At 55.9% G+C, this 23,383-nt stretch carries 27 protein-coding genes, 1 tRNA gene and 1 riboswitch; of the genes, 6 read left to right on the top strand and 22 right to left on the bottom strand.

The annotated features are described in order from the left end of the window. Nucleotides 1-777, bottom strand: a 777-nt coding sequence (locus P8Z34_12110; protein MEJ2551416.1) for a site-2 protease family protein, incomplete at its 3' end; no start/stop codon positions are given. Nucleotides 778-799: 22 nt separating this feature from the next. Beyond that, nucleotides 800-893, bottom strand: a tRNA-Sec gene (locus P8Z34_12105). Nucleotides 894-1,016: 123 nt separating this feature from the next. Between P8Z34_12105 and P8Z34_12100 the strand changes: the two genes are divergently transcribed. From P8Z34_12100 to P8Z34_12090, 3 genes are all read left to right on the top strand, one after another. Further along, nucleotides 1,017-1,742 carry an SDR family NAD(P)-dependent oxidoreductase gene (locus tag P8Z34_12100; GenBank protein ID MEJ2551415.1) on the top strand — a complete coding sequence of 242 codons (726 nt, stop codon included), beginning with the start codon at nt 1,017-1,019 and terminating at the stop codon, nt 1,740-1,742. A gap of 173 nt (nt 1,743-1,915) precedes the next feature. Beyond that, entirely contained in the window at nt 1,916-3,079 is a 1,164-nt protein-coding gene (locus tag P8Z34_12095) for a peptidylprolyl isomerase (GenBank protein ID MEJ2551414.1), read from the top strand. Continuing rightward, a complete protein-coding gene (locus tag P8Z34_12090; protein MEJ2551413.1) occupies nt 3,076-4,197 on the top strand; it encodes a PrsW family glutamic-type intramembrane protease in 1,122 nt (373 codons plus the stop codon). The genes P8Z34_12095 and P8Z34_12090 overlap by 4 nt, the downstream gene beginning before the upstream one ends. A gap of 122 nt (nt 4,198-4,319) precedes the next feature. Here P8Z34_12090 and P8Z34_12085 read toward each other — a convergent pair whose 3' ends face one another. After that, complete coding sequence (locus tag P8Z34_12085) at nt 4,320-4,982, bottom strand: DedA family protein (protein MEJ2551412.1); 663 nt, start codon at nt 4,980-4,982, stop codon at nt 4,320-4,322. 201 nt (nt 4,983-5,183) lie between these two features. Between P8Z34_12085 and P8Z34_12080 the strand changes: the two genes are divergently transcribed. Together P8Z34_12080 and P8Z34_12075 are read left to right on the top strand one after the other, a co-directional pair. Next, nucleotides 5,184-5,555: a roadblock/LC7 domain-containing protein gene (locus P8Z34_12080; protein ID MEJ2551411.1), complete on the top strand. Its 372-nt coding sequence runs from the start codon at nt 5,184-5,186 to the stop codon at nt 5,553-5,555. 164 nt (nt 5,556-5,719) lie between these two features. Then, a complete protein-coding gene (locus tag P8Z34_12075) occupies nt 5,720-6,466 on the top strand; it encodes a polyprenol monophosphomannose synthase (GenBank protein MEJ2551410.1) in 747 nt (248 codons plus the stop codon). 105 nt (nt 6,467-6,571) lie between these two features. Here P8Z34_12075 and P8Z34_12070 read toward each other — a convergent pair whose 3' ends face one another. The 18 genes from P8Z34_12070 to P8Z34_11985 form a co-directional block, all read right to left on the bottom strand. Next, nucleotides 6,572-7,027 carry a DUF5680 domain-containing protein gene (locus tag P8Z34_12070; protein MEJ2551409.1) on the bottom strand — a complete coding sequence of 152 codons (456 nt, stop codon included), beginning with the start codon at nt 7,025-7,027 and terminating at the stop codon, nt 6,572-6,574. Between the two features lie 108 nt (nt 7,028-7,135). Continuing rightward, the gene (locus P8Z34_12065; protein MEJ2551408.1) at nt 7,136-7,576 is read right to left on the bottom strand and encodes a VOC family protein; all 441 of its coding nucleotides are present in this window, start codon (nt 7,574-7,576) and stop codon (nt 7,136-7,138) included. 34 nt (nt 7,577-7,610) lie between these two features. Then, entirely contained in the window at nt 7,611-8,243 is a 633-nt protein-coding gene (locus P8Z34_12060) for a hypothetical protein (protein MEJ2551407.1), read from the bottom strand. Beyond that, nucleotides 8,244-8,570, bottom strand: coding sequence for a hypothetical protein (locus P8Z34_12055; protein MEJ2551406.1), 327 nt, complete (start codon nt 8,568-8,570; stop codon nt 8,244-8,246). Nucleotides 8,571-8,790: 220 nt separating this feature from the next. After that, entirely contained in the window at nt 8,791-9,153 is a 363-nt protein-coding gene (locus P8Z34_12050) for a hypothetical protein (GenBank protein MEJ2551405.1), read from the bottom strand. Between the two features lie 63 nt (nt 9,154-9,216). Continuing rightward, nucleotides 9,217-9,396, bottom strand: coding sequence for a hypothetical protein (locus tag P8Z34_12045; protein MEJ2551404.1), 180 nt, complete (start codon nt 9,394-9,396; stop codon nt 9,217-9,219). 112 nt (nt 9,397-9,508) lie between these two features. Continuing rightward, nucleotides 9,509-10,183, bottom strand: coding sequence for a transglutaminase-like domain-containing protein (locus P8Z34_12040; GenBank protein MEJ2551403.1), 675 nt, complete (start codon nt 10,181-10,183; stop codon nt 9,509-9,511). A gap of 171 nt (nt 10,184-10,354) precedes the next feature. Then, on the bottom strand, nt 10,355-11,134 hold the full coding sequence (locus P8Z34_12035) for a PhzF family phenazine biosynthesis protein (GenBank protein MEJ2551402.1): 780 nt from the start codon (nt 11,132-11,134) through the stop codon (nt 10,355-10,357). A 317-nt stretch (nt 11,135-11,451) separates the two neighbouring features. Next, nucleotides 11,452-12,417, bottom strand: a complete 966-nt coding sequence (locus P8Z34_12030) for an alpha/beta fold hydrolase (GenBank protein MEJ2551401.1) — start codon at nt 12,415-12,417, stop codon at nt 11,452-11,454. A 225-nt stretch (nt 12,418-12,642) separates the two neighbouring features. Further along, nucleotides 12,643-13,248, bottom strand: a complete 606-nt coding sequence (locus tag P8Z34_12025) for a hypothetical protein (protein MEJ2551400.1) — start codon at nt 13,246-13,248, stop codon at nt 12,643-12,645. Nucleotides 13,249-13,541: 293 nt separating this feature from the next. Continuing rightward, nucleotides 13,542-14,387 carry a 16S rRNA (adenine(1518)-N(6)/adenine(1519)-N(6))-dimethyltransferase RsmA gene (gene rsmA / locus P8Z34_12020; GenBank protein ID MEJ2551399.1) on the bottom strand — a complete coding sequence of 282 codons (846 nt, stop codon included), beginning with the start codon at nt 14,385-14,387 and terminating at the stop codon, nt 13,542-13,544. Continuing rightward, on the bottom strand, nt 14,380-16,095 hold the full coding sequence (locus P8Z34_12015) for an AMP-binding protein (protein MEJ2551398.1): 1,716 nt from the start codon (nt 16,093-16,095) through the stop codon (nt 14,380-14,382). Before P8Z34_12015 ends, rsmA begins: the two co-directional genes overlap by 8 nt. Next, complete coding sequence (locus tag P8Z34_12010; protein MEJ2551397.1) at nt 16,092-16,370, bottom strand: acyl carrier protein; 279 nt, start codon at nt 16,368-16,370, stop codon at nt 16,092-16,094. The genes P8Z34_12015 and P8Z34_12010 overlap by 4 nt, the downstream gene beginning before the upstream one ends. 36 nt (nt 16,371-16,406) lie before the next feature. Then, a complete protein-coding gene (locus P8Z34_12005) occupies nt 16,407-17,528 on the bottom strand; it encodes an SGNH/GDSL hydrolase family protein (GenBank protein MEJ2551396.1) in 1,122 nt (373 codons plus the stop codon). 96 nt (nt 17,529-17,624) lie between these two features. After that, a complete protein-coding gene (locus P8Z34_12000; GenBank protein ID MEJ2551395.1) occupies nt 17,625-18,776 on the bottom strand; it encodes a hypothetical protein in 1,152 nt (383 codons plus the stop codon). A 4-nt stretch (nt 18,777-18,780) separates the two neighbouring features. After that, nucleotides 18,781-20,196: an MBOAT family O-acyltransferase gene (locus P8Z34_11995; protein MEJ2551394.1), complete on the bottom strand. Its 1,416-nt coding sequence runs from the start codon at nt 20,194-20,196 to the stop codon at nt 18,781-18,783. Nucleotides 20,197-20,331: 135 nt separating this feature from the next. Further along, entirely contained in the window at nt 20,332-20,715 is a 384-nt protein-coding gene (locus tag P8Z34_11990; GenBank protein MEJ2551393.1) for a hypothetical protein, read from the bottom strand. A 10-nt stretch (nt 20,716-20,725) separates the two neighbouring features. Next, nucleotides 20,726-22,141 carry a ubiquitin-like domain-containing protein gene (locus tag P8Z34_11985; GenBank protein ID MEJ2551392.1) on the bottom strand — a complete coding sequence of 472 codons (1,416 nt, stop codon included), beginning with the start codon at nt 22,139-22,141 and terminating at the stop codon, nt 20,726-20,728. On the opposite strand from P8Z34_11985, the gene P8Z34_11980 reads away from it, so the two are divergent. Then, nucleotides 22,131-22,745, top strand: coding sequence for a hypothetical protein (locus P8Z34_11980; protein ID MEJ2551391.1), 615 nt, complete (start codon nt 22,131-22,133; stop codon nt 22,743-22,745). The two genes, P8Z34_11985 and P8Z34_11980, sit on opposite strands and share 11 nt — an antisense overlap. A 138-nt stretch (nt 22,746-22,883) precedes the next feature. Continuing rightward, a riboswitch (cyclic di-GMP riboswitch) is annotated at nt 22,884-22,972 on the top strand. A gap of 181 nt (nt 22,973-23,153) precedes the next feature. Here the strand turns inward: P8Z34_11980 and P8Z34_11975 are convergent. Next, the coding region (locus tag P8Z34_11975) for a hypothetical protein (GenBank protein MEJ2551390.1) at nt 23,154-23,383 on the bottom strand (230 nt) is incomplete at its 5' end.

The following is a 23,383-nucleotide window of genomic DNA, read 5'->3' as shown; positions in this document are numbered from 1 at the left end:
AAACTGACCCGTGACGATATATTTCGCCGCCAGATAGAGCAGGGAATTCCCCTCCAATAGGGATACCTCGGTTTCACTCGGCGCAGCCGGCAGTGTGCCCACATTCGAGAGTGACAGTCCGATCAGCAGTATCGGAATGGCGACGACCAGTCCCGCGATCGGACCGGCCAGGCCAATATCCAGGAGCACACGCTTGTTGCGCGGGGGTTCCTTGAGACGGATGAAAGCCCCCATCGTTCCCAACGCCGTAGGGAAAGGGATGAAATACGGCAGGGTTACCGCGGTTCGGTGAAATCGAGCGGCGAGGTAATGACCGAACTCGTGGGCGAGCAAGATCGACAGGATGCTTCCGGCATACACGATGGCGAGCGGATAATCCTGCGCCAGGTAAATATCCGCACCATGAACCCCTTCGGACATGTTGTAGCTGGCCGCATTCAACACGCCAACGTAGAGCACGCTGGCCAGAGTTAGGAGAAACATGAGCAGGTTGATCCACGGATTGGACGGTGAGGGATCGATCAATCCGGGAACGGCGAGTACGACGTGCCGTCCTTCATCTTCATGGAGAAAGAGCGTGGTGCCGACACTACGGAACTGCGGCTCCAATCGATCGTAGGCCGCTTGCGAATCGATCGTGAGCCGGCCGCGGAACCTCGCCGCGAAGCCTTCCTTCTTGCCCCCGGAGGAGACATCTTCGACCTGCATGACTCTCTGTACGTAAGGCAACAGACGTTCGACGAAATCCTGTTCCTGCTCTGCAATCCGGTTATTCATACCATCCCTCTCAAAGTACAGGCGGGAGTGGATGGGAGTCGAACCCACCGCGGCTCGTTTAACGACCCGCCACCGGTTTTGAAGACCGGGGAGCCCACCGGGACCCAACCACCCCCGATTGTTTCAAAGGATACCGCATCGACTCCCCCGTAGCAAGGTCGACGTTCGATCCACGCGAGATCGAGGTTTTAAAGCCGGATTCCTGCTACAATCGTACGCGTTCTGCGAGGGAGTCATTCATGCGACTTGCACACAAGATCGCCATCATAACAGGCGGCGGGCGCGGGATCGGCCGGGCCGTCGCCCTCGAATTCGCCGCACAGGGAGCGGACGTCGTGGTTTGCGCGCGGACGAAAGATGAAATCAAAAATGTCGCTGCGGAGATCCGCGCACAAGGACGGAAAGCACTGGCCGTCGTATGCGACGTTTCCGATGAAGAACAAGTCAAGAACATGGTAAAGGAAACGCTGGATGCATTCGGCCGCATCGATATCCTGATCAACAACGCTGGCGTTGGCGGCATGCGGCCTGTGTGGGGAATGACGAAGACCGCCTTTGAATCCATCCTCGCCGTCAATCTCATTGGTACCTTTCTGTGCAGCAAGCACGTCTGGCGGCCGATGCGCGAAGCCGGCAGCGGCTCGATCATCAACGTCTCTTCTCTGGGAGGCCTCTATGGATATAAGCTTTTGAGTGCATATTGTGCCAGTAAGTGGGGACAGATCGGATTTACCAAAGCGTGCGCCGAGGAAGGTAAGGCGGACAACATCCGTGTCAATGCGATCGCACCCGGCAAGGCGGATACCGCCTTCCGCACACAGATCGAAGAAGATAAGACCCGCATGTTGAAAGCCGAAGATCACGTCGGCGCTTGCGTTTTCCTGGCATCAGACGAAGCGCGGTACATCACGGGTCAGGTCATCCCCATCGAATGGTACGAGACTCCAGAGCCGTTCCAGGATTGAGCTTACCCATGCCGGTGCAATCCAGTTGCATCTTGCCGAATCGATCTGCGGTAGAAAGGATTCAACACACGCAGCCCAGACTCCGATTTATCCATGCAGCCTTTGCTTTATTCCTCGCACTTGCGCTGCTAACCAGCGCTTGCGGTACGGCTCGATCTACGGCATCAAGAGAGATGGCGACGGAATCGAGAACTCCCGTTCGCCTGGGTCCGACGTCCACATCCACCCCGATCGGCACATCGGCGAGACAGACACTGGCGGCACGAACGGCGACCGCCACGTTGTATCCACTGCAGCCGGTATCCGCTGCCGATTGGAGCCGCGGCGAGCCGGATGCCAGCGTGACATTGGTCGTCTACATGGATTTTCAGAGCACGGAATGTGCCTGGCTCGAAACCATTTTATCCAAGCTGCGAGCGTGGCATCCGCATGATCTGCGCATCATCTTCCGCCATTTCCCGCAGCTCTATCTGCACGATAAAGCCTCCCTTGCAGCGGAAGCCGCAGAGGCGGCCGGGGCGCAGGGGGCGTTTTGGGAAATGTACGACGCCCTCTTCCTGAATTACGGCGAGTGGTTCGAACTATCGCCGAAAGCCTTCGTCGTCTGGTTGAAAGAAACCGCCATCGAGATCGGCTTGAACCAGAAAGAATTTGCCGAAGCCATCGATTATCGCGTGTACCAGGATAGAATCATCGATACCTATCTTGAAACTGCGGCCGCTGGAATCCCGGGCGTACCCTTCATCTATTTCAACGGACTCTGGTATCGGTTGCCGGTCACGCTGGACAACCTCGAAGCCTCGATACGTTTGGAGATGCTGAACTCTCATCAATATGAGGTCTATCCCCCCTTCGCCATCGATATTCAAGCCGATTACATCGCCTATCTGGAAATCCCACAGGGCGAGGTCGTCATCCAACTGCTTCCCCGATACGCACCACTGGCGGTCAACAGCTTTATCTTTCTCGCCGAGCAAGGCTGGTTCGACGAGAATCCCATCTATCGAGTCGAACCGGGAGCTTTTGTCGAGAGCGGCGATCCGAGTGGCACAGGTTGGGGTGGACCCGGCTATTCCTTCGATAACGAAATCAGCGATTCCCTGACTTTCGATCAGGCCGGCATGGTTGCCCTGGTAAGTCAGGGACCGGGAACCAACGGGAGCCGTTTTTTTATCACCCTTGCTCCCTTACCCATGATCAACGGCACATGTACGATCTTCGGCCGTGTCATCGATGGCCTGGATCTGCTGCAAGCCCTTAATCCACGGTCTGCACTCGATGATTTACTAACCGAACCCGAGGCTGTGATACACTCCATTACGATCGAGGGCCCATGAACGAACAACAACAACACGCCGACGCTATCGACTATCTCCTTATAATCGGCTTTGGAGGCACGTTCCTGCTGTGTTTGTGCTCGGTGGGTTTTATATTCTTCCGAACCTATCTGAGCAGCCCGAGCGTTGAAAGCACACAGGGCAGCAGCTTGTTTTGGATGGTAATTGCTCTTTTTCTGATCAGCCTACCTTCTGCGATCATCAGTTTTCGGGCGATACAAGGCCAGAAAATACCGCTGCTGAATCCACCAAAGGTAAAATTGCGCTACATACTCTTGTTATTCCCCCTCGTTCTGGTGCTGGGATATTTCACCCTCGAGAAGCCTAATCGGATTACCGTTTTGAATCCGGTCGTTCACATCGTTGCCGCCGCGATTCCTGCTTTGTTTGCGATTTTGCTGGTCCTGCGCCACAGTACTCGAATTTCCCAACGCCGCTTCTGGGGATCTCTTTTCATCGGCACCTGGATCATACCGACTTCGGCGATCATCGCCGAACTCGTACTCATGATTGTGGGTATAACAACTCTCCTTGTCAGAAGTCTAAGCACTGCGGAGGGACAGGCGCTGCTCGATTCGTTGTCGAATCCGGAGAACTGGGCATCCGAATCCATGATCGAAAGTTACGCCGAACTGCTCGATCAACCGATCGTGCTCGTCAGCATCGTGGTCTTCGTGTGTGTCTTCGTGCCGCTGATCGAAGAAAGTCTGAAAAGCACGGTGATTTTACCGATTCTCGGCAGGAAGCCGTCATCTTCTGAGTCCTTTCTCAGCGGGGTCCTTGGCGGCGTCGGTTTCGCATTCGTGGAAGCCACCTTGCTCACGCCTACGGGGACGGATTGGACGCAGACCATGTTCATCCGCGGCGCCGCCACGATGATGCACACGTTCACAGCCGGTATGACGTGCTGGGGAATTGGACAAGCAATCACATACAAACGCTGGAATAGATTTTTTGGTGCGTTTGCGATTGCAGTCACCGTGGGATTATCGACGGTGGCACTCGCTGGCCTGATCTTGATCCCCGATAGATTGCGTGAAGATTGGGACGGTCTCACACCGCACACATCAGAGAATTCAGATCTGCCCCCTGCTCCATCGCCGCAGGTTCAAACCTGATTCAATTTCGTGTTAATTCCCGGAAAACGCTGCGGCCGCGGACACGTTTGATGTGTCCACGGCCGATGTGTTTGTCAAATCGTTCGAATAGACTCGAAAGACGTCTTTCAGCCGTCTCTCGCTCAATCTACGGAAGGAGTCTCCTGGGTTCGCACGCGAGTCCCTCGGCGGATGTGGTGGATGATGTAGTACATAAAACCGATGACCAGAACGATGGCGATGGGAATATCGAACGGCCGCATGATCGCCCGCAGTTCCTCCCAGCGAGCGCCAAATGCATAACCGCCGTATGCCAGTGCGGCACACCAGAGGAACGAACCGATGAAACTAAAGACCGTGAAGGGCACGAATCTCGCCCGGGTGACGCCTGCCGGGAACGAGATGAAGGTTCGCACGATGGGGAGCAAGCGGGAGAAGAATGCCGTCCACTCCCCCCAACGCTTGAACCAGCGGTCCGCCACTTCGAGGTCGTGAGGATGGATCATCAGATATTTCCCGTAGCGATCCAGCAACGGACGGCCACCCCACACGCCAAGAGCATAGGAAATCACCGAGCCGAGCGTACACCCCACCGCCCCCCAAAAACCACCCAAGAGCGCAGCTTCCCAACCCGTCCCTCCCTGCGCCTGGACCAGCAGCCACCCTGACAGCGGCATGGTGACCTCACTGGGGATGGGAATGTTGGCGCTTTCCAATACCATGATGCCAAAAACCCCACCCCAACCCATGGTTTGAAACAGGTCCGTAAGGAAAGTGACGATCTGTTGTTCCAGCCAAACCGGCATATTCACACTCCCGAAAATCAAACTGTCTGGAATCGTCTTACTTTTCAAGCATCGAATGACCCCCGCATTATAGCGCATCGAGGGTGAAAGCGTATGTGAGAACAGGGTCTGCTTGACAAGCATTATACGCTATGCTACAGTAGCGCCGCTTCACTTTGCATACCACCGAACTGTATGAGTTTGGTCTCTAGGAGTTTAACCTTGGCCAAAACACGCACCGAACTCATGGTTGACCGTCTGCGAGATCTACAAGCATCTTCTCCTGATGTCGAGGCTTCTGCCGTGGTAAGCGTAGACGGATTGACCATCGCTTCCGCCCTTCCCAGCAACGTCGAGGAGGATCGTGTTTCTGCGATGTCCGCGGCGATGCTTTCCCTCGGTGAACGCATCGCCGGTGAACTGGGGCGGGGCAACCTCGACCAGGTATACATCCGCGGCAAACACGGTTTCGTCGTTCTGATGTCGGTCGGCGCAGAAGCGGTGCTTACAGTTCTTGCCCGAGAACAGGCTAAATTGGGTTTGTTGTTTCTTGACATGCGGCGAGCCGTCGACGATCTCTCGGGTCTTCTTTAATTCTTCCGGGGACGAATGTTGAACCCTTGCGGCCCCAATCTACGGAAACCCTCAAGCGGCATGCGCGCGTGTTACACAGATCAAATTCCCTTTTCCTTTCCGAGTGACGTTTCCGAATACGGTAGAACTGACGTATCGACGGCCTATACAATTGGATTCTATCGATGCGAAAATTGACCGTCGTCATCCCTACCTACAATGAAGCGGAGAACCTGGAGTTGATCGCCGCCGAGTTGTGGGCGCTTCCGATCCCCGATCTCAAGATCCTCGTCGTCGACGACGCCTCACCGGACGAAACCGGGAAAATCGCAGACGATCTGGCAGCAGCGCACCCCGGCCGCCTGTCCGTGATCCACAGACGAGGCAAATTGGGTTTGGGGTCGGCATACATCACGGGTTTCAAGGCCGCCCTCGAAGGAGATGCCGAAGCCATCGCCCAGATGGATGCGGATTTCTCACACGATCCCGGCTATCTGCCGGAATTCATGGACAAATTGAAGTCCGCCGACGCAGTCTTCGGATCGCGCTACGTCCCGGGTGGTAAACTCGACGAGCGTTGGGGTTTCGGCCGCGTGCTGCTATCCGCATTCGGCAACCTGTACGCCCGTTTGATACTCGGCTTACAAATCAAAGATGCTACCGGCGGATACCGTCTCTGGCGCCGGGAAACACTTCAAGGCATGCCGTTGGACAGCATACGTTCGAACGGCTACGTCTTCCAGGTGGAGATGAGTTACGTGGCGCAGAAGTTGGGATTTCACACGATCGAGTCCCCGATTTATTTCGAGGATCGCCGCATCGGACAATCGAAAATGACGCTGCGCATCCAGCTAGAAGCCGCCTACCGCGTGTGGCAGGTGCGCTATCTGCACCGCAATTTATCGGCGGATCGACGCAACTCCGCGCTTTGAAATCGGAAGATAATTCCGAGTATCCCCAGAATCAAGCCCGGCATGTAAACCTGTTTTTCGAGCTTCAAATGACCGACGGATTCTAAATCGGAACATGTGGATCGCTTACTTGGCTCTGATGCTGCCCCCATGATACTGCAATCGATAGATTTCTCGTCCTTGATAAAAAATCTTTTCTTCCCCTGCGAAGCGCGCTAGCGTACCCTGACTTTCATCAGTGTACTCGAATTCATCTTCCCTCATCGAATCGGGGCCGCGAAAAGGCCGCAGCGCATTAACTTGATTCATCGCCCGCTGCAAGAATGCATACACTCGTACAGCCGGTATGACTTCATCGAAAACCAGCCCGTAATAATTCATCCCCCAGACGATTTCGTCGTCTTTCCATACCACTTCTTCCCCGATGAAGGGGTTCCATCCGAAATAGCGATCGCGGTACCTGAACGCACCTTCCTCAAAGGTGAGTTCCTTACTGTCGTCAGGCAGGAGGCCTTCGCCGCCTTCCCCCGCTCCAGCATAGGCGTTTACTTTCGCTTTGACGAGGAATTCCTCGAGTTTCATGTTCCTGCTCCTCTATTCACTCATGCATGAGATTTATAGCGACCGTGCCAGAAACCGGATCGAAGGAGGGACTCATGGCATATCCGTTCCCTAAGCGTTTAATACACTCTATGGTTTTTCTTGCCCGAAGAAAACGTCCTTGTCCCGAATACGGCCGATCCCGATCCGTCTTCCATCAATGTCTTCGATCACGAATTCGTAACTGCCATAGTCCGTCATGCCGGGCGGGCTGACGATGATGGCACCGCGTTGCTGCAGTTCCTCGAAGATACGATCCACGTCTTCGAGGCGCTCGGGATCGAGGTAGGCATCGTAACCAGCCCCGTAGCGTTCCAGATTGGAAGCCACCACGCCGTGTTTTGCCTGGACGATGATGATCTCCACTGTGTCACGATACAGCGTTGCAAAAGGCTCTGCATTATCCAGATGCTCAACGACGCGAAATCCCAGGACGTCTCGATAATACACCGCAGCTTCCTTCACATCCGGCGTCACGAAGACGATCGCTCCGTTGCTCAGTTTCACTCGATTTGCCGATTCCTTTTGCATGGAGAAACTCCCGTCCTGACGAATGGGCTGTGCACTACTCGATCGACGCCGTCTTCAATTCAGCCTCGCGGTCGTCCCAACGTCCATCGTTTGCGAGCCACAACGCACCCCAATCCCGGATCGATTTGTCCTTCAACAGCAACTTACACTTTTCCGTCTGGTCGTTTCGTTCTAGGTGGATCGTCAGTTCGTTCCACAAGTCGCGCGGTTGGCTTTGCATCTCATATATATTTTCCCGCGGGATGTACGAGATCACCCAACCCTGCTTCACGTCCAACTCTTCCGCAATCACCACCACGAAATTGCTCGTGAGCAGCAGGGTATCGGGGGAAACGGGACGGCGGAAGAAGAGCAGCCAGGGTTTCCAAGTGCCGGGTTGGAAGACCTGGTCCTTCAATTCCTCTCCGGGGAGAAGGCCGTAGATATGTATACCGTTGAAGAATTTAAGCAGCAATCTTTTAACAACCGTTTGCGCCGCCTCTGTAAGGTGAATCTCGCCACTCGATTGCTCGGGAATGGCCTGGATCGCGCGCAGCAGTTTGCGCGACGGCCGGGACATGGCGGGATACCTGGCAACTGTGTTGAATTCAACGCGCAGCCGCACCGGGTAGGTCTGACCCGCAGCGACGATCTCCAACAATCCATACAGCAGCAAGCTGACCCGCATCTAAATGAGATCGCGCCCGCTCAGGAGCGTGACCTGGGATTCCTGGCCGGGCCAAATCGAAGCCTGGGAATGGATTACGTCGGAAGCCGTAAATAGCAAGGCTTGCTTGGGGACGTAGTGCCAACCGCGATGGATCTGCGGCGGAAAGGAGATGATGGTCTCTACGGCATCGCTTTCGACAAACGAATCGAGTGCAGGGGATTTCAATTCCGCGGGAAGCTCGCAGACGTCCTTCAATATCAAGGGGTACCGATCGAGACCACGATCCGGGACATCCCGCAGCAATTGCGATAGCCGTTCTTCTCTATCGATCTCAGAAGTATTCATGAAAACGTCGCCCATTGCGTGAAACATGAGCCGGATATTGCAGCCTGTTCAAGCGTATTGTACTCGAATTTTGTTAAACTTCATGATTCCCTGATGACGTAGCCGACGTTACGAGCAGGATGGGGCAAAATCGCCGGGTGCCTCCGCACACCGCACCCTCCCGGCCGCATCGCCAGCTCAACGATGCCGTACCGTACCGCATTCTCTCAAAATACAGGTTTCACGCTTCTGCAGGCCGTTCACGCCAAAGTACGTAACCCAGTAGAGCAGGTCCCGCTCCGAACAGCACGTTGTAGATGAAACGTATAAGCTGCGTCTGGGCAAACAGCGTAAGAACGACTGCCAGGAAGATGCTCACGCTAGCGGCGAGCACAGCCCAGCGTGGCAGGATGTTCGCTCGCCAGGAAGCGAGGAGCAGAAAGGGCCATCCGATCTGGCCTGCGGCCATAAATACCAGCACAGCCTTTATGATACTCGAGTCCGAAGCGAGAAGCTGAGGCGCTTCTCGCGCCAGCGCCGGTGCAGTGAAGGCGTACGTCCACATCGCCCCGGAGGAAATCACCAGCCCCGAAAACGTGAACAAGTAAACCGCGAGACCTACCCGGCCGAGCCGTTCCGCCTGGCGCAGATAAAGCGCCGTAGCGCCTCACAGGAAAAAGATGGCTGCAAGCAAACTGGGAATGCCTTGCAGCGCCAGGAATCCACCTTCGAGCGCCAATTCTTCCAACGAGGGACCGCCCAGAACAAGGAACTGAACGAGGCGCAAGATGACGGCCAGCAAGCCGAAAAGGAAGAATATTAAACCGCTAACGCGAACGAATCTCACGGATGCCGACCGGAGATTTGATGGTTGCATCCCTACGCCTTTCAATTTGCTCCATCCATGAGGTAGCTTCCCATCGGCTGCGCGATTTTCGGCTTGTCGTCGAAATGCAGCCTCACAATTTACGCAGTTGATCCGTGCGCCTGCTCGAGAAAAAGGCCGGCAGCCATTCCAGGGCTTTACACAACAATCTCGGCGGCATCCCTTCCGCACTCGCCAGAGCAGTGAGCTGCTCATAGTGGGAATAAATTTCTTTGTCTTCCACAATCCAATGTTTCATGAGAATCAGATCGCACTGACCGTCCCAGTCAATCGTGGGTATCTGCTCCTTGGTCAGGTATCCCGCACGCAGCATGCCTGCATAGAAAGGCTCGTCGAACAAGGCTTCGCACGCCGTCCAACGCCCGTTCAAATGGCATTCGCACCAGAAGTGACCCACCGGGCTGGGTAAGTGATTGTAGAGAAAGCCCGGCACGATGTGCTCGAGCATTTCCTTGCGGACCCGCACGGTATGAAATCGCGCCGGAATTCCCGCCGCTCGCAGCAGCGAGAGATGGATGTTGATTTTATTGCAGTAATCCATCGTGCTTCTCCGGATTGCCTGCGAAGCTTTCAGGAAGATGTCCAGCGTGGCGTTGAAGGCGATCTCGTCTCTCACGTATCGGAACACACGCTGCGCAGCTTGCATCGGATTCTCGGCGCCGGTGGTGATTTCCTGAGCCGTTCGTTTCAAACGTGTATGATCGCAATCACTCATTTTGGAAGGGGTCAAATACCGATCCAAATCCATTGTCTTCTCCATTCTCTGTATGCGGTTTTTTCTTCTATGCATCGCGGTACGGAGTGACTTCAGATTTTTCGATCCATGCTAATAAAGGAGCGGCAATAAAAGACCGTCTTGTCCATAAAGGTCGGCTGCAGAATCAACAGCGACGGCGGCAGCCGGTAAGACGAAGGGCAGTCACGTGTCGATCGAACCAGTCAAATACGTGACGCAGCGACCGCCAATGGAGACTCTTTCACCCCGATCGGCACAAAATAATTCCCCGCCGCGAGCGCTCAACTGAAAGGCGTGCAGCTCCTTCTTCCCCAGACGTTCCGACCAGTAGGGAATGAGCGTGCAGTGCGCCGATCCGGTCACCGGATCTTCGGGAATTGCTGCGCCGGGCGCGAAGAAGCGAGAGACGAAATCGGAATTTCGGCCCGGAGCCGTCACGATCAGCGCGAAATAATCCAGGGCCGCGACAGCGTCGAGATCGGGTGCCAAGGTACGGATCTGATCTTCATCCTCGAACACGGCCATCAAGTCCCGCGAGGCGAGCACTTCCGTGGGCGAAGCGCCCAGGATGCCATCCAGGCCTTCCGGCCGGTCGAGAACCGCGGCTTTGCGGGTAGGGAAATCGAGAAAGAGTAAATCGTCTCGTCGTTCGACGGACAACCTGCCGCTCTTACTCATAAACTCCGCCCGCTGGGCTTGCGGATCGACATACGTAAAGATGACGTGCCCGCTGGCCAGTGTGGCGTGTCCGCAGAGATCGATCTCGACCTTCGGCGTGAACCAGCGCAAATCGTACTGCTTCTCCTGCGGAACCAGGAACGCCGTTTCAGGCAGGTTGTTCTCCGCAGCGATCGACCGCAGTGTCGCCTCGGGAAGCCACTCCTCGAGCAGGCACACACCTGCGGGATTCCCCGAAAAAACCTCGTTAGTAAAGGCATCGATTTGATAGAAAGGAATTTCCAACTTATCTTCTCCACGTCGTATAGTTCTGGACAATATTTCCAACAGCGGCTTTCATCGACCCGACGGGTCTGTCGGCTGCAGGCGTCCATCTGGCACTTCTTTAAGAATCCGGTGTCGAATGGCTTCAAATCCCCGAAGCTCTAAAAAATCGACCTATATTATACGGCCACAACAAGACTGAGGGTCAAACGAAATTGGCCATGCACAGTAGCAATATTCGGGACTCCCTGGCGCATGAAATGGAGTCTCGCAAATAACTTCGAAGAAATCCCAGAAACACTCGGCAAACGACAAAAAAATTTCTTAAATCTACCGAATCAAACGGCTCTAGACATTTCGGGCTTCGGCTCGCGGGAAACCGTCGAACGCTCGTGCACCATCTTTCTCAGCCACGTGTCGATGAAACCACGCAGCCGGGGGTCGACGGGCCGAGAGATCTGTTCCTTGTACGTGGACATCGAAGGTCGTCCGGAATCCGCCCGAAGCACGTGAGTCATGTCCGGAATCTCGTGATACTCGTATTCGCCCTGGATCAACTCAGCCATACGCTTCAAATCCGCAGGATTGACCTGGATGTCCTTCGATCCCGTTATGGCCAGAACGGGGATCCGGATTCGCTTCAGATCGTCTGCCGGGTCGTAAGCAATGAATTCGCGCATCCATTTGGCGTTGATTTTCTGGAACAGGTTCTGCCGCATCCAATCTTTCGAAGAACGCTTGATCTTCGACAGCGCCTTCGCCTGCGCCTCGGTCACATCGATGTGGAACAACCGGACGAGCAGAGCGCTGAAACCGGTCAGTCCCTTGGCGATTTTAGCCGCCTGCCAGCGCAGAGTCGCCTCACCGTTTTGCGCTGAACCTGCCAGCAGGATGGCTCCGGCGAGTCCTGGTTCGTCAGCCGCCAGACGCATAGAGATCATAGCTCCTTCGCTGTGGCCGAGGATGAATAATGGTTTCCCCTGCAACTGCGGCAGGGATTTCAGAAAGGAGGTCGCCGAACTCGCGTCTGTGACGTGATCGTAAAACCCGGTTTTCCAGTAGTCCCCTTCGCTTTCGCCTACGCCGCGTTTATCGTAGCGAAACGAAGCGAAGTAGTTGACGGCCAATTCTTCCGAAATTTCATTGAATATATTCGATTTGAATTTCCTGTTGTTTTCGTTTCTATCGATCTGCCCTGATCCTGGGATCAACAATACCGCACCGAGTATGTCGCTGGAATCCGGTAGGCTCAACGTCCCCTGCAACTGCAGGCCTTCGGATGTGAAAGAAAGTTCTTTCTCCATGATCTCTGTACCTCCAATCTCTATTGTAGAGAATCAAGAATTAACCTCGCTTTATCAGCAGATTAACCTCAAATTATGTAGTTTGGGAATTAGATTCTTGGGGTTGGAAGTCGGGGAAATGCGTAACAGAATTCCGAAGCGGAGATCAAATCAACACATCGTGTCTTGAACGCTACTGCGATGGAATGCGAACGAATGTACAGCGAATCGGATACCTCGGAAAGATCAGTCGCCCATCACACGATGGCAGGCTTCACACACGGCGCGGGTGATCGCGGCGTTCTCGTATCCGGTTTCAGCCGTTCCGTCCGTCGTGTGTCCGGCATGACAGCTCGTGCAGGTCCCTGCGTCCGAGCGATAAGCCTGCCAGCGTGCCAGCAGTTCGTGCCAGTGATTGGAAGCATCCTCCTCTCCTTCCCTTTCGCCATGTCCGTCGCCGCTTACGATCGCAAGCGGGTGCTTGGGCGAATAGCCTCGCTGGATGACATCCTGGTGGCATTTCAAACAGTTCTCGTCCCGAATCGGAACGGTTAACGGCGCGGGCTGCATCGCTGTGTGCGTGAACCAGGCCAACGCGTTGCGGGCGCCCATCAATTCCGCTCGCATGCGCCCCAAAACCCCCGGCCCGGAATGACAATCGATGCAGCGCGTCGTTTCCTGTGTGTGAAAGGAAGCCAGATCCACCGCTTCCACGTCCAGCGAGCGCTCGAAAAAGGTGCTTTCCGGTTGTGTGTGGCAAGATGCGCAGAATGGATCGTGCGATTCCTTGCTGGCGGCGAATACGAACCCGCTGGCAGCCAGAACGAAACCCAGGACAAGAATTCCAGCCAACCACGGAATCCACCTTCGCAGCTTGCTTTCTGGAGTTATAGGTCTATCGGTCATCGGTGGCCCCAGGACTGCACAGGGTGTGCGACTGGAACTGTAATGTAACTTACTTCATCCCCATTATCCCACACAGTATATATCGCTCAAACCTGTACCGGGGAAATCGCGAGAGGCGGTGACCGATCACCGAAAGCAGCTCCTACCTGACAGGCCAGGATCGACCAGATCTTGCGGAAATCCGGATCTTAAACTCAGCCATACCTGATTCATAGAAAATGATGAGGCACGCTTCTAAATCAGTCTTCGCTCGAAGCCATCGCCTGCGCAAGGTCGAGCCAATTATCGATCGACAACTCCTGCGCCCGCTGTTCGGGACGCACGCCCGCCGCGCTTAGCCACTCCAAGACGGTCTCATTCGGCTTGCCCAGGTTCTTCGCCAGGGCGTTGTGCAGCTGCTTGCGTTTTTGGCCGAAGCCGGCGCGCGCCAGCACGAACAGCGGCTCGATCAACGCCTGCGGCACGCGCGGCGAAGGGTAGCCCGCTATTCGCAGAACGGCCGAATCGACCTTGGGCTGTGGGTAGAAAGCGCTGGCCGGGATGCGTCCGCGCAATTCCGGCTCCCCATACACCTGCACGCTCAAGGCCAGCAGACTCATCTCTCCGGGGCCGGCGACGATACGTTCGGCGACTTCTTTTTGAACGCTGAGCACAAGGCACTCCGGCCGACGCCGGGATTCCATCAATCGGCGAATCAAAGCCGAGGTGATGTAATAGGGAATGTTCGCCACGACCGAATACGGTCCGTTTCCCAGAACCTCATCAACGTCCATCTCCAGGATGTCCCCGGCGACGATCTCAACGTTCGACTCGAACGACAGGGCATACTCCAACGCCGGAATCAGCCGCTCGTCGATCTCCACGGCGACGACCCTTGCACAATGATGCGCCAGCCGCCAGGTCAAGCTGCCCACGCCGGCGCCGATTTCCAGCACCGTCTCGCCGCCCGTAAGCTGCGCAGCAGTGATCACCTTCCGCAGGGCACGCGGGTCGACCATGAAATTCTGGCCCAGCTTCCTGCGGGATCGGATGCCGAAGCGGCGCATCAGCGCCCGGACATTCGGCGGACCATTAGCTTCAGGCACCGCTGCCATCCTCCGGCGTACGCTCTGCTTCGCTTGCTGACAGGAACTCTTCGATGAACCTTCGACGGTTGGCGTCACGCGCCAGTTTTCCACTGCTGGTCTTGATCACCCAGCCGCGCGGCACGACGCGCACGTGACGCACGGAGACATCCGAGCCTCGATTGATCGCCAGGCGTACGGCATCCGCCAGTCGAGCGCGTTCGTCGGGATCTTCGACGTCTCCCTCGACCACGACGGTCACATCTTCCGTACCCAGCTGCTCGTTGAAAAGTCCGAAAGCGACCGCCCGGCCCGGGTGAACGCCATCGACCTCACCGGCGAGTGCCTCCAGGTCCTGCGGATAGACGTTCGTTCCGCCGACGATGATGATCTCTTTGGAGCGGCCGGTTACGTACAATTCGCCGCCGAACAGATAGCCCAAATCGCCGGTTAAAAACCAACCGTCATGAAAGGCATCCTGCGTGAGATCCTCCCGGCGATAGTAACCCGTCAAGAGCGTGTCGCTTTTAATGGCGATCTCTCCGACGACGCGCGGCGGCACTTCGCTGCGTTCCTCGTCGAGGATGCGGACCTGCGTCTTCGGCAGCGGTTTTCCGGCCGAGAGGATGGCGATCGACTCCTGCTCCGCGCCGGCCGGACGGGCGAGATGCTTTTCCCGAAACACTCGACGATCGACCCAATCGACGTTCACCGGCGATCCGATCGCACTCTGCGTCACGGCAAAGACGTTTTCCGCCATGGCGTAACTGGTGGCCAACGCTTCCGGGTGAAGCCCGTAGGGCTTGAAACGCTCAATGAACTGCATGTGACTCTCCAGGCGCATCGGTTCAGAGCAATTGATCACCGCTCGCCAGGTGGAAAGATCGACGTTTTCCATATCCCCTTCGCGGATTTTTTGGGCGCAGAAGTTGAAGGCGAAGTTCGGCAACCAGGAGAGCGTGCCGTTGTAGCGAGACACTGCGTCCAGTAAACGATACGGCGCCCGAACCCAATCCAACGGCGACATCAGCACCAACGTGGCGCCGAGTAAAACCGGCATGAGGAAGCCGGCGATCAAGCCCATGTCGTGATACAGCGGCAGCCAACTCACGACGACATCCTGTGCATCCAACTGAATCATGCCGGCGTAGCGCTCCACGTGGGTCAGTATGGAGCGATGAGAAAGTGCTACGCCTTTCTGCAGCCCCGTGGTACCCGAGGAGTGCTGCAACAGGGCGGTGTCGTCGGGTGAGTGCTTATGACCCGGCAAGGTTTTCAAATAACCGTCCTGCTCAACTTCGAGATCTCCCGCCAATAAGATCTGCGGCGGCGAATCCTTATCTGCAAGTGCGCCGTTTACCTCGCGCTCGAACGATTTATCGGTGAGCAACGCCGCCGGTCTCGTAACGTCGATCAACGCCGCCAACGATCGCGCGTATCTACGCGGATCGAGTTTTTCGGAAGGGAACGCCAGGATCGAGGGCACACCGCCGCTGAGCAGCGCGCCGAAAAACGAGACAAGCAAATGCCGCCCATGAGGCAGGATGAGGAGCACCACGTCGTCCTTGCGGACGCCCGCGACGGTAAAATTTCGCGCCACGCCTGCGGCGCCGTCGAGCAGCGTTTTGTACGTCAACGGCTGTGCAGCATCGCACGTCAGACAGTGAACTGCCACTCGCTCCGGACTCCGGCGGTAGCGTTCCTCGAGGCGATCGACGAGGGTGGTCATCCAGCGTCGCCTCGCAAGCGTTCCAAGATGAATTCAGTCAGTTCACGCACCGAATCGAAAACCGAGGCGCTCAGTTCGGTGTCGTCGATGCGTACGTCGAAAGCACTCTCGACGAACAATGCCAGGTCGACGAGATGAAACGAATCGATCAATCCGCTGCTGATCAAGGCCTCTTCGGGATCAATCCTGTGCCTTTCGTCGCGCAGTATTTCACGGGCGACGTAATCCAGGATTTCGTTTTGAATGCGGGAACGAATATCTGCAGGTTGCGTCACGTTGAATTTAAGTGGTTGGCCGGCGATCGTCGGTTTTCATCGTTCGGTGGCCGTCAAACCTCGACGCACGGAGTCGAGCGCCTGCAGCGCGGTCAGGTTGCGCCAGGGCCAGGCCGTCTTCATGCGGTCGGGATCGTCGAAGAAATTCTGGGCGTAGGTCAGGTGGAATCCATCGTCCTGCAGCCCACCGCCGGGCAAGGGCTGCGCGGCACGCCAGAAGTTCCACAGTGGTATGTCGTATTCGACGGCCAGGTCTGCGATTGTGGCGTTGATGCTGTTGTCGCCTTCCAGATTGTCGGCTTTCGTCGAGAGAATCGGCACGACGCCGTAGGAAATCGTGGTTTCGATGATCGTTCGCAAGTACAGCTCGTAGCTTTCGGCCGATTTCTCCCACCACGTTTCGAGGTTGATGATGGCGATACTGGGCTTGTGAAGGCGGAATTCACATTCCAGCGGGTTTTCATCCCGCTCACAGGCATCGACGTCCGCCCAGACAGGCGAAAGGACCGAGGCCGCGTTGAAACCACCGCGTACCGACAGGCTGTCGCGGCCGAAAGAACCGGAATACCAATCGATGGTGGTCTGCAAATCGAGATCTTCGGGACGCAGACGATAGGCGTCTGGATCGTCGAAGACACCCAGGAATAGCGAAGCCACGTTCTGGCAATCCCCAACTTTCGAAAATGCGTGCGGGTCGTTGCCGCGCCGCAGTCCTTGCTGGTAGATCCTACGCGCGGTCGAGGTAACCGCAGGAACGATGGGCAACTCCATCCATTCACCGGGCGCAAGCTGCGGCGCTGGTTCGTTCGCCGGCCGGTGTTCGACGGCATAGAGCACGCCGATGGCGACCAGTTGATGGTAGGAAATCGACTCTCTGACTTTGGCGGAATGAGGAGTATCTACACTATCGTCCGCAGTGGACACCTGCGGTGAAGGGTGTGCATCCGTGGGATACAACGTGCCGCCGTACGGGCTGGCGTATGCCGCTTCGACGATAACGTCGCAGCCGGTGAGCAGCCCCCCGGAAAGCGTCACGCACAGCACGAAGAGCAGCATGGCTGCGATGTCGGTCGGGAAGCGAAAGCCGCGAGCCAATTTCGCCCGTATCTGCGGACGCGGGTTCGGACATCCTGTCGAATGTATCAGCCTGCGTTTCATCACCCTGCTCATACTCTTCCAGTGAAGCTACTATTATGGGATTGTTTACGAAAGTTGCAAGTTGCAGGCCGGAGTGGTGGGTGATTGTGTCTTAGTTTATCGATCACCGGCCGATTCTGTGAATGTATAGATAGTCTCAGCCAGAAACGACGCCAAAACACCCGCCGCTTCGGCGTCATAATGCACCGTACTGTCTTTAAAATCTTCGGACGGAAGCCAATCCCACAGATCCAGTAAAGACCAGCCTTCCCTTTCACTCGTCGCCCACAGCCGCTCACGAAAACTGTCGTAGATCCAGCGTGGATAATCTTCGTTGTAATAGCGGCCATCACCTATGCTTTCATCGATATAGATCGGTTCGTTGATTATAAGAACCGGCACCTCACCAGCGAGGGCTACGCCGGCGGAGAGCACATCGAAGGACAGTTGGCTGTCCTGCAGTTCACCCGGCAGCGTGCCGTGATAGTTCAGATCGGCGGACGGCTCGCGTATCTCACGCGCCGCGGTCGTCGGAATATAGCGGTCCACACCCGTAGAAGCCCACAACAGTCCGTAGAACTGCAGGCGGATGTCGTTGGCCAGCTCTCTGCGCTGGCCGACAATGGTGCGCCGCCAGAACGATGTGGGCTGGAAGCGAGTATCGTCTGGATTGAGATCCAGATGGTACTCGAGAATCAAGGCCCGCGTAGCGCCGGGATTGAATTGAACCAGCGGTGCGATCTGGTTTTCCCGCCAGGTGGACTCCAGCGTCAAGAACCAGACGATCATATCGGGTTCGAATTCCATGCCTCGCGAAAGCAGTAAAAGATCCTTGGTCAGCGACATGGTTGGATAGCCGAAATTGTAGGCGCGGATGTGCCGGCCGTCGGCCGTGTGATAGCCGGCAGCATCGGCCTGCGCCGGCAGTGTCTCGCCTGGCTGTAGGAGAAATCCCCAGACCGCCGAATCCCCCAGGACAAGGACCCGGAATTCGCCAGGCTGTTTCTCTTCCCCGGCAATCTCGTGTGAGGCGACCATCACATCCAGTTGGGTAATGGTGAGATTGTAGGAACGCTGCGGGTCGCTGCCAAACGGCAGCCGCCGGCGTCCCGGCACGATCGAGTTGTAGACGGACAGCTTCGCCATCAATGGCCAGGGATCGAAGCAGGCGAAAATCAGATTGAAGACGACGAACATCCCCACCGCTTTGATCAATATCCGGGTGATCGTAGACCAGTTCCAGGAACCCTCTGCTTCACGTCCATCCATATGCTTAAATTCCTATCAGCTTTCTCATCACCTCGAAAGCGGCGTCCACGTTTGGAATGGCAAACCACACCCATCCCAGGGCAATGTAGTTGAATGTGATGAAGATGCCGACCGCTCGCGAGAAAGGATTTTCCCGCCAGGTGCTCGAAAGCGGCCAGTATTTCTGGTGGAACAACACCCAGCGATTGTGAAAGAACAATCCCGCTCCGTTCCAAAGTCCCCAGAGGATGAAGTGCCAGGTGATGCCGTGCCACATTCCTATCAGGACCATCGTGAATAGCTGTCCTGTGAGGATGATCGTCCACACCGGTAATTCCATGCGCAGGGTACGCAGCGAGCGCGTCAGGGGATTGAATACGTAGAAACGGAACCAATGCGTCAGGGTTATATGCCAGCGGTTCCAAAAGGCGCCGATGTCCGTTTGAAGATAAGGGCGGTCGAAATTTTCCGGCAGTTTGATCCCCGCCCAGAAACCAATGCCGAGAGCCAAATCCGTGTACCCGCTAAAATCAAGGTAGATCTGTAAGGCGAAGGCATACAACAGCAGCCACAACCACGCAGGGGAGCTGACCTGTCCGGCTTTGACCTCGTTCAGCGCCAGAATCGCAAGGGAATCCGCCAGGACGAATTTCTTGAACATCCCGATGGCGATGCGTTTCCCGCCCTGCATGAAGCGGTCAGCCGTCAACACCTGAAAACGGCGCAGGTCTTTCAAGAACCGTTCGACACGATCGATCGGTCCGGCGGTGAGCGCGGGGTAAAACAAGCCGAATGTCAGTAATTCCCGCAAGGTCAACGCCGGTAATTTGCCCATAGCGCTGAGGCGTAATGTATGGATCAAGCGAAATGTGATATAGGAATAGCCCAACCAGGTGATGTCCACCTGGCTGGCAAGCGCGGGTGATTGCCCCATGACTCTGCGCAGCACACGGCTGAAATCGAGCTGCAGCGTTTCGCTCTTAAGCACGACCAGAAGCAGCACGATGAACGCGATCATCGCCGGAATGATCCATTTCCGTTCACGCCGTGCGAGCGCAAAAACGGCGATGACCCCCATGGCCACGAGCAGAGTGAGCACGATCCGCTGAGTCTGCGGTGGGTAGGTGGGGATGATCAGCGGCTGGGGCAGAAGGCGTGTGAAGCTGATGAGCAGAATAAAGGACACGATAACCGCCAGCGAGATTTTGTCCTCGGAAGCGAGCGGCGATCTCTCCCGCACGATAAACCAGGTCAGGACGATCAGTGCGATCGTTGCTGCAGGAAACCAGAAATCGAAATGACGCAGTGACGTCTGCGGCTGCAGCCAGAAAACTGCAAACAAGTTGGTTACGAAAAGGATCCACGACCGGGTGCAGGTTGCGGTAAGACGACCGACGAGCAAGCTGAGCAGAGCGAAAACGAAGATCTGCGCAAGGGTCATTAAAACCCCTGATAAATCCAGACCGGGGAGGAATCAGCCGTGAGAATGACCACGCCGATAAGGATCAGGCAGAGAACGAGGGCGATCAGATTTTCATGCGAAAACAAACACCGCAGCATTCCACGCCCCTTTCATTCAAGGATTTCCGCAAACCCGCCAGACGCCGTCTTCAGCGATCAACCGATAGACCTGCAGTGATAGGTCGATGTTCAGATTTTCACCCTGATAATCTGCCACGATGTATCCCGAGCACCACACGTCGACCGTGTTTTCCGTCTCCGAGATGATCGAACAGTGCATCTCCTCGATCGTGGTGTCGACGTTGAGAAACGAATCGGCGTCGATGCGCGCTCGATTTTCCCACGCAGCGCAGGACAGATTCGCGGCTCGGACGGCATCGCCAGCGGCGATCGCCTTGAAATAATCTTCTACGATTCTTTCCGGCTCGCCGCTCACGCCGCAAGCCGAGAGCATGAACAGGCTGAGCACTAACAGGAAAATGGCTTTACGTGCGATCATCGCTGCTCCCTCAAGGTAGAATCCAGGGTATTTGATTCAAGGGCGGCACGGGCGTGAGGAAATACAACGTGGTCCAGCCGTACTTGATCACGTATTCTTCATCCGTGTAGGCCAGGTCGATCCAATTCTTTCCCGGAATACCTGCCCCGATGTCCTCTATTGTGGCGGTTCCGTAATCCGGAACGTACACGGGCCATCCCTGCATCTGGTTGAACCAGCTTCGACTTACCCCGATCATGCCGTGGGCCAATTTTTTCCCGCTGGCCGTTTTCTCCCCGCAGTAATTCACACCCAGGTTGCACGGGGAATAGGATGTTTGGTAGACAGGTACGGCACGCCAATATTCGATCGTTCCGTAGGGTGTGTTCAGCGTGCGTACGACGATTTTCGTACCGTAGCCCAGGATGCGCGGGGAGGGTTCGACGGCTTCCCAGGCGTCCTCCAGATCACGCGCCACCTCCACGCCGTTCTCGCTGCGGATGCGGATGCGGTTGGCCAGAACGCCGTACGTTCCCTGGGTTAATACCTCGATCGAATCGAGGTCCAGGTCGGGCGCGGGTTGATATTCCGTCTCGAAGTTCAACGGTTCCATCTCGACGATCACTTCCTCGATGACGCGTACGATCTCGATGTGACCGTCTTGCGGAACGGGCTGATCTTCTCCCGGAAGCACGTAATCCAAACCCACGGGGGTGATGCCGGCCTGCTCCAGCACTTCGCCTACCGTCGAGCCGCCTGCGAGTGTCTCGATTTCACGGCCATCAACTTCGACGACGATCGGCCGGGCGCGATCGAGTACGGCCAGTTCGACCTCGTGCAGCGGGGTATTCGCGTCCGGAATCAAGCGGTCTCCTTCGTGCAGCGAGAAGCCGTTCTCCCACAACGCTTCCCCTAGGGTCGGTGCAGCGGAGTGGATTTCCTGACGTACCCCATCGACGTCGATGCGAACGCCCACGGCTTTCTCGACGCGGACGTACTGCGGCCTTTTATCGGGCACGAAGCCGGGATCTTTCAAGCGCACCCCATCTACCCACACCCTATCGGCCGGCAGCAGAGTGAAACCTGCAGCGGCGAGGATGTCCGCCGGGGCAAAATCCGCCGTCAGGACGGGCACCGATCGACGGTCCACTTCTACGGTCACCAGATCTGCAAGGATGACCTGAATGACCTCCCCATCTTCGATGCGCGTCTCGAGATCCGGTACGATGTGATCTTCTGCGAGGGTTTCGATCCTGGCGGAATCCAAAACGCCGGACACCGTTGCAGCGTGGGTGCGAATCCGAAGCGTCTCCCCATCCAGGGCAACATAGACCACTTTCGACGTTCCAAAATACACCAGCAGCAGGCCGGTTATCGAGAGTGCTGCAGATGCGATCACCAGACGGGTGAACTTGGATGTCTTTTCGAGAATTTTGATGACCCTCATAAGTGACGAGGAGTATACCAAGCCGCACGGATTTATGCACCAGGTCCGCGAGCAGACCCCAAAAAACTTCACTTCTTGGTTCGTTGATGTAACCATAGTGAAAAATGTGCATCTAATCATATTAAACGACCTTGATGCGCCGCGGCGGCATGCTTTCGTTTTTCCGGCGCAAATGCGACGGAGTATTTCTATATGCCCATTTACGAATTCCAATGTAAGGCCTGCAATCAATCCTTCGAAGAACTGGTTCGGAGCAGTGAATCTTGGGGCGAAGTTGTATGTCCGCAATGCGGCAGCCGCTCGATCCACAAGAAAATTTCCAGCTTCAACGCACCCAACGCAGGAATATCGTCGTCAAGCAAATCCCCAGCCATCTGCACCACCGGCACCTGAGGCACTGCGCATTGATACGGCCGTGTGCCGCATACTTTTATCGGAGAGTCTGCTGGTGAGACTGTTCCATGAACGGCGAACCCACCCTCTGACTGGAAACTTGGGGAGTTATTGCGAGTCGTTCCCCGGCCTGCGCGAAATTCGTTCTGCAGGATTACCGCCGCCAATCGATAGCGTTGGTTTGGGAGACGAGATTCTTGTTTTACCGTGACCCCCCGCAGCGAGCGGCGAATCCTGGAAACATCCAGCTTCCCTACCCAACCGTGTGAATAGTATCCTGGTAGGATTGTACTTAGTCGCCTCTGGGAGTATTGTTAATCTACAATTTATTCTACGTCGAGCATACGGCTCGTCGAAAAGGCAAAACCACCGAAAGGTGGCGGCGCAAAGCTACAGGGTCTACGGTTGAGCAATCAACTATGACAGCCAGCTGCCGAAGCGGGCATTATTTTTTTCCTGGGGGCCTACTTCGCCAAACGACATCAAACCCTGTAGTCCAAGAGTAAGGAACGATCGAATCATCGTATAAACGAATTTCGAATCGAGCAAGTACGGGTTTACTGAGCCTGGAACGCCGGTCGCTGTTTGCCATCGCTGCCAGCGAAACCAGGTCAAATCATCAAGAAGAAAGGTAGAACATCGAGTAACCTCTTTTTTTCCCCCCCACCCCCCTTGGCGCGGCGAGCTCCCGGAACACCACAATCGGGAGCTCGTCATTTAATACCGCGTATGCGGGATCACCGCACCCGCCCGAAACACATACATCCATCCACGAGGAAATGTCACCGAAGCCACTCACTTTGATTTCCAGGTGATATAATTTATAACGTCCCTTAAGAAGAGGGGCAA

The sequence above is a fragment of the Anaerolineales bacterium genome (assembly GCA_037382465.1).
GTDB lineage: Bacteria > Chloroflexota > Anaerolineae > Anaerolineales > E44-bin32 > WVZH01.
This window is presented reverse-complemented; position numbering and strand designations above follow the sequence as displayed.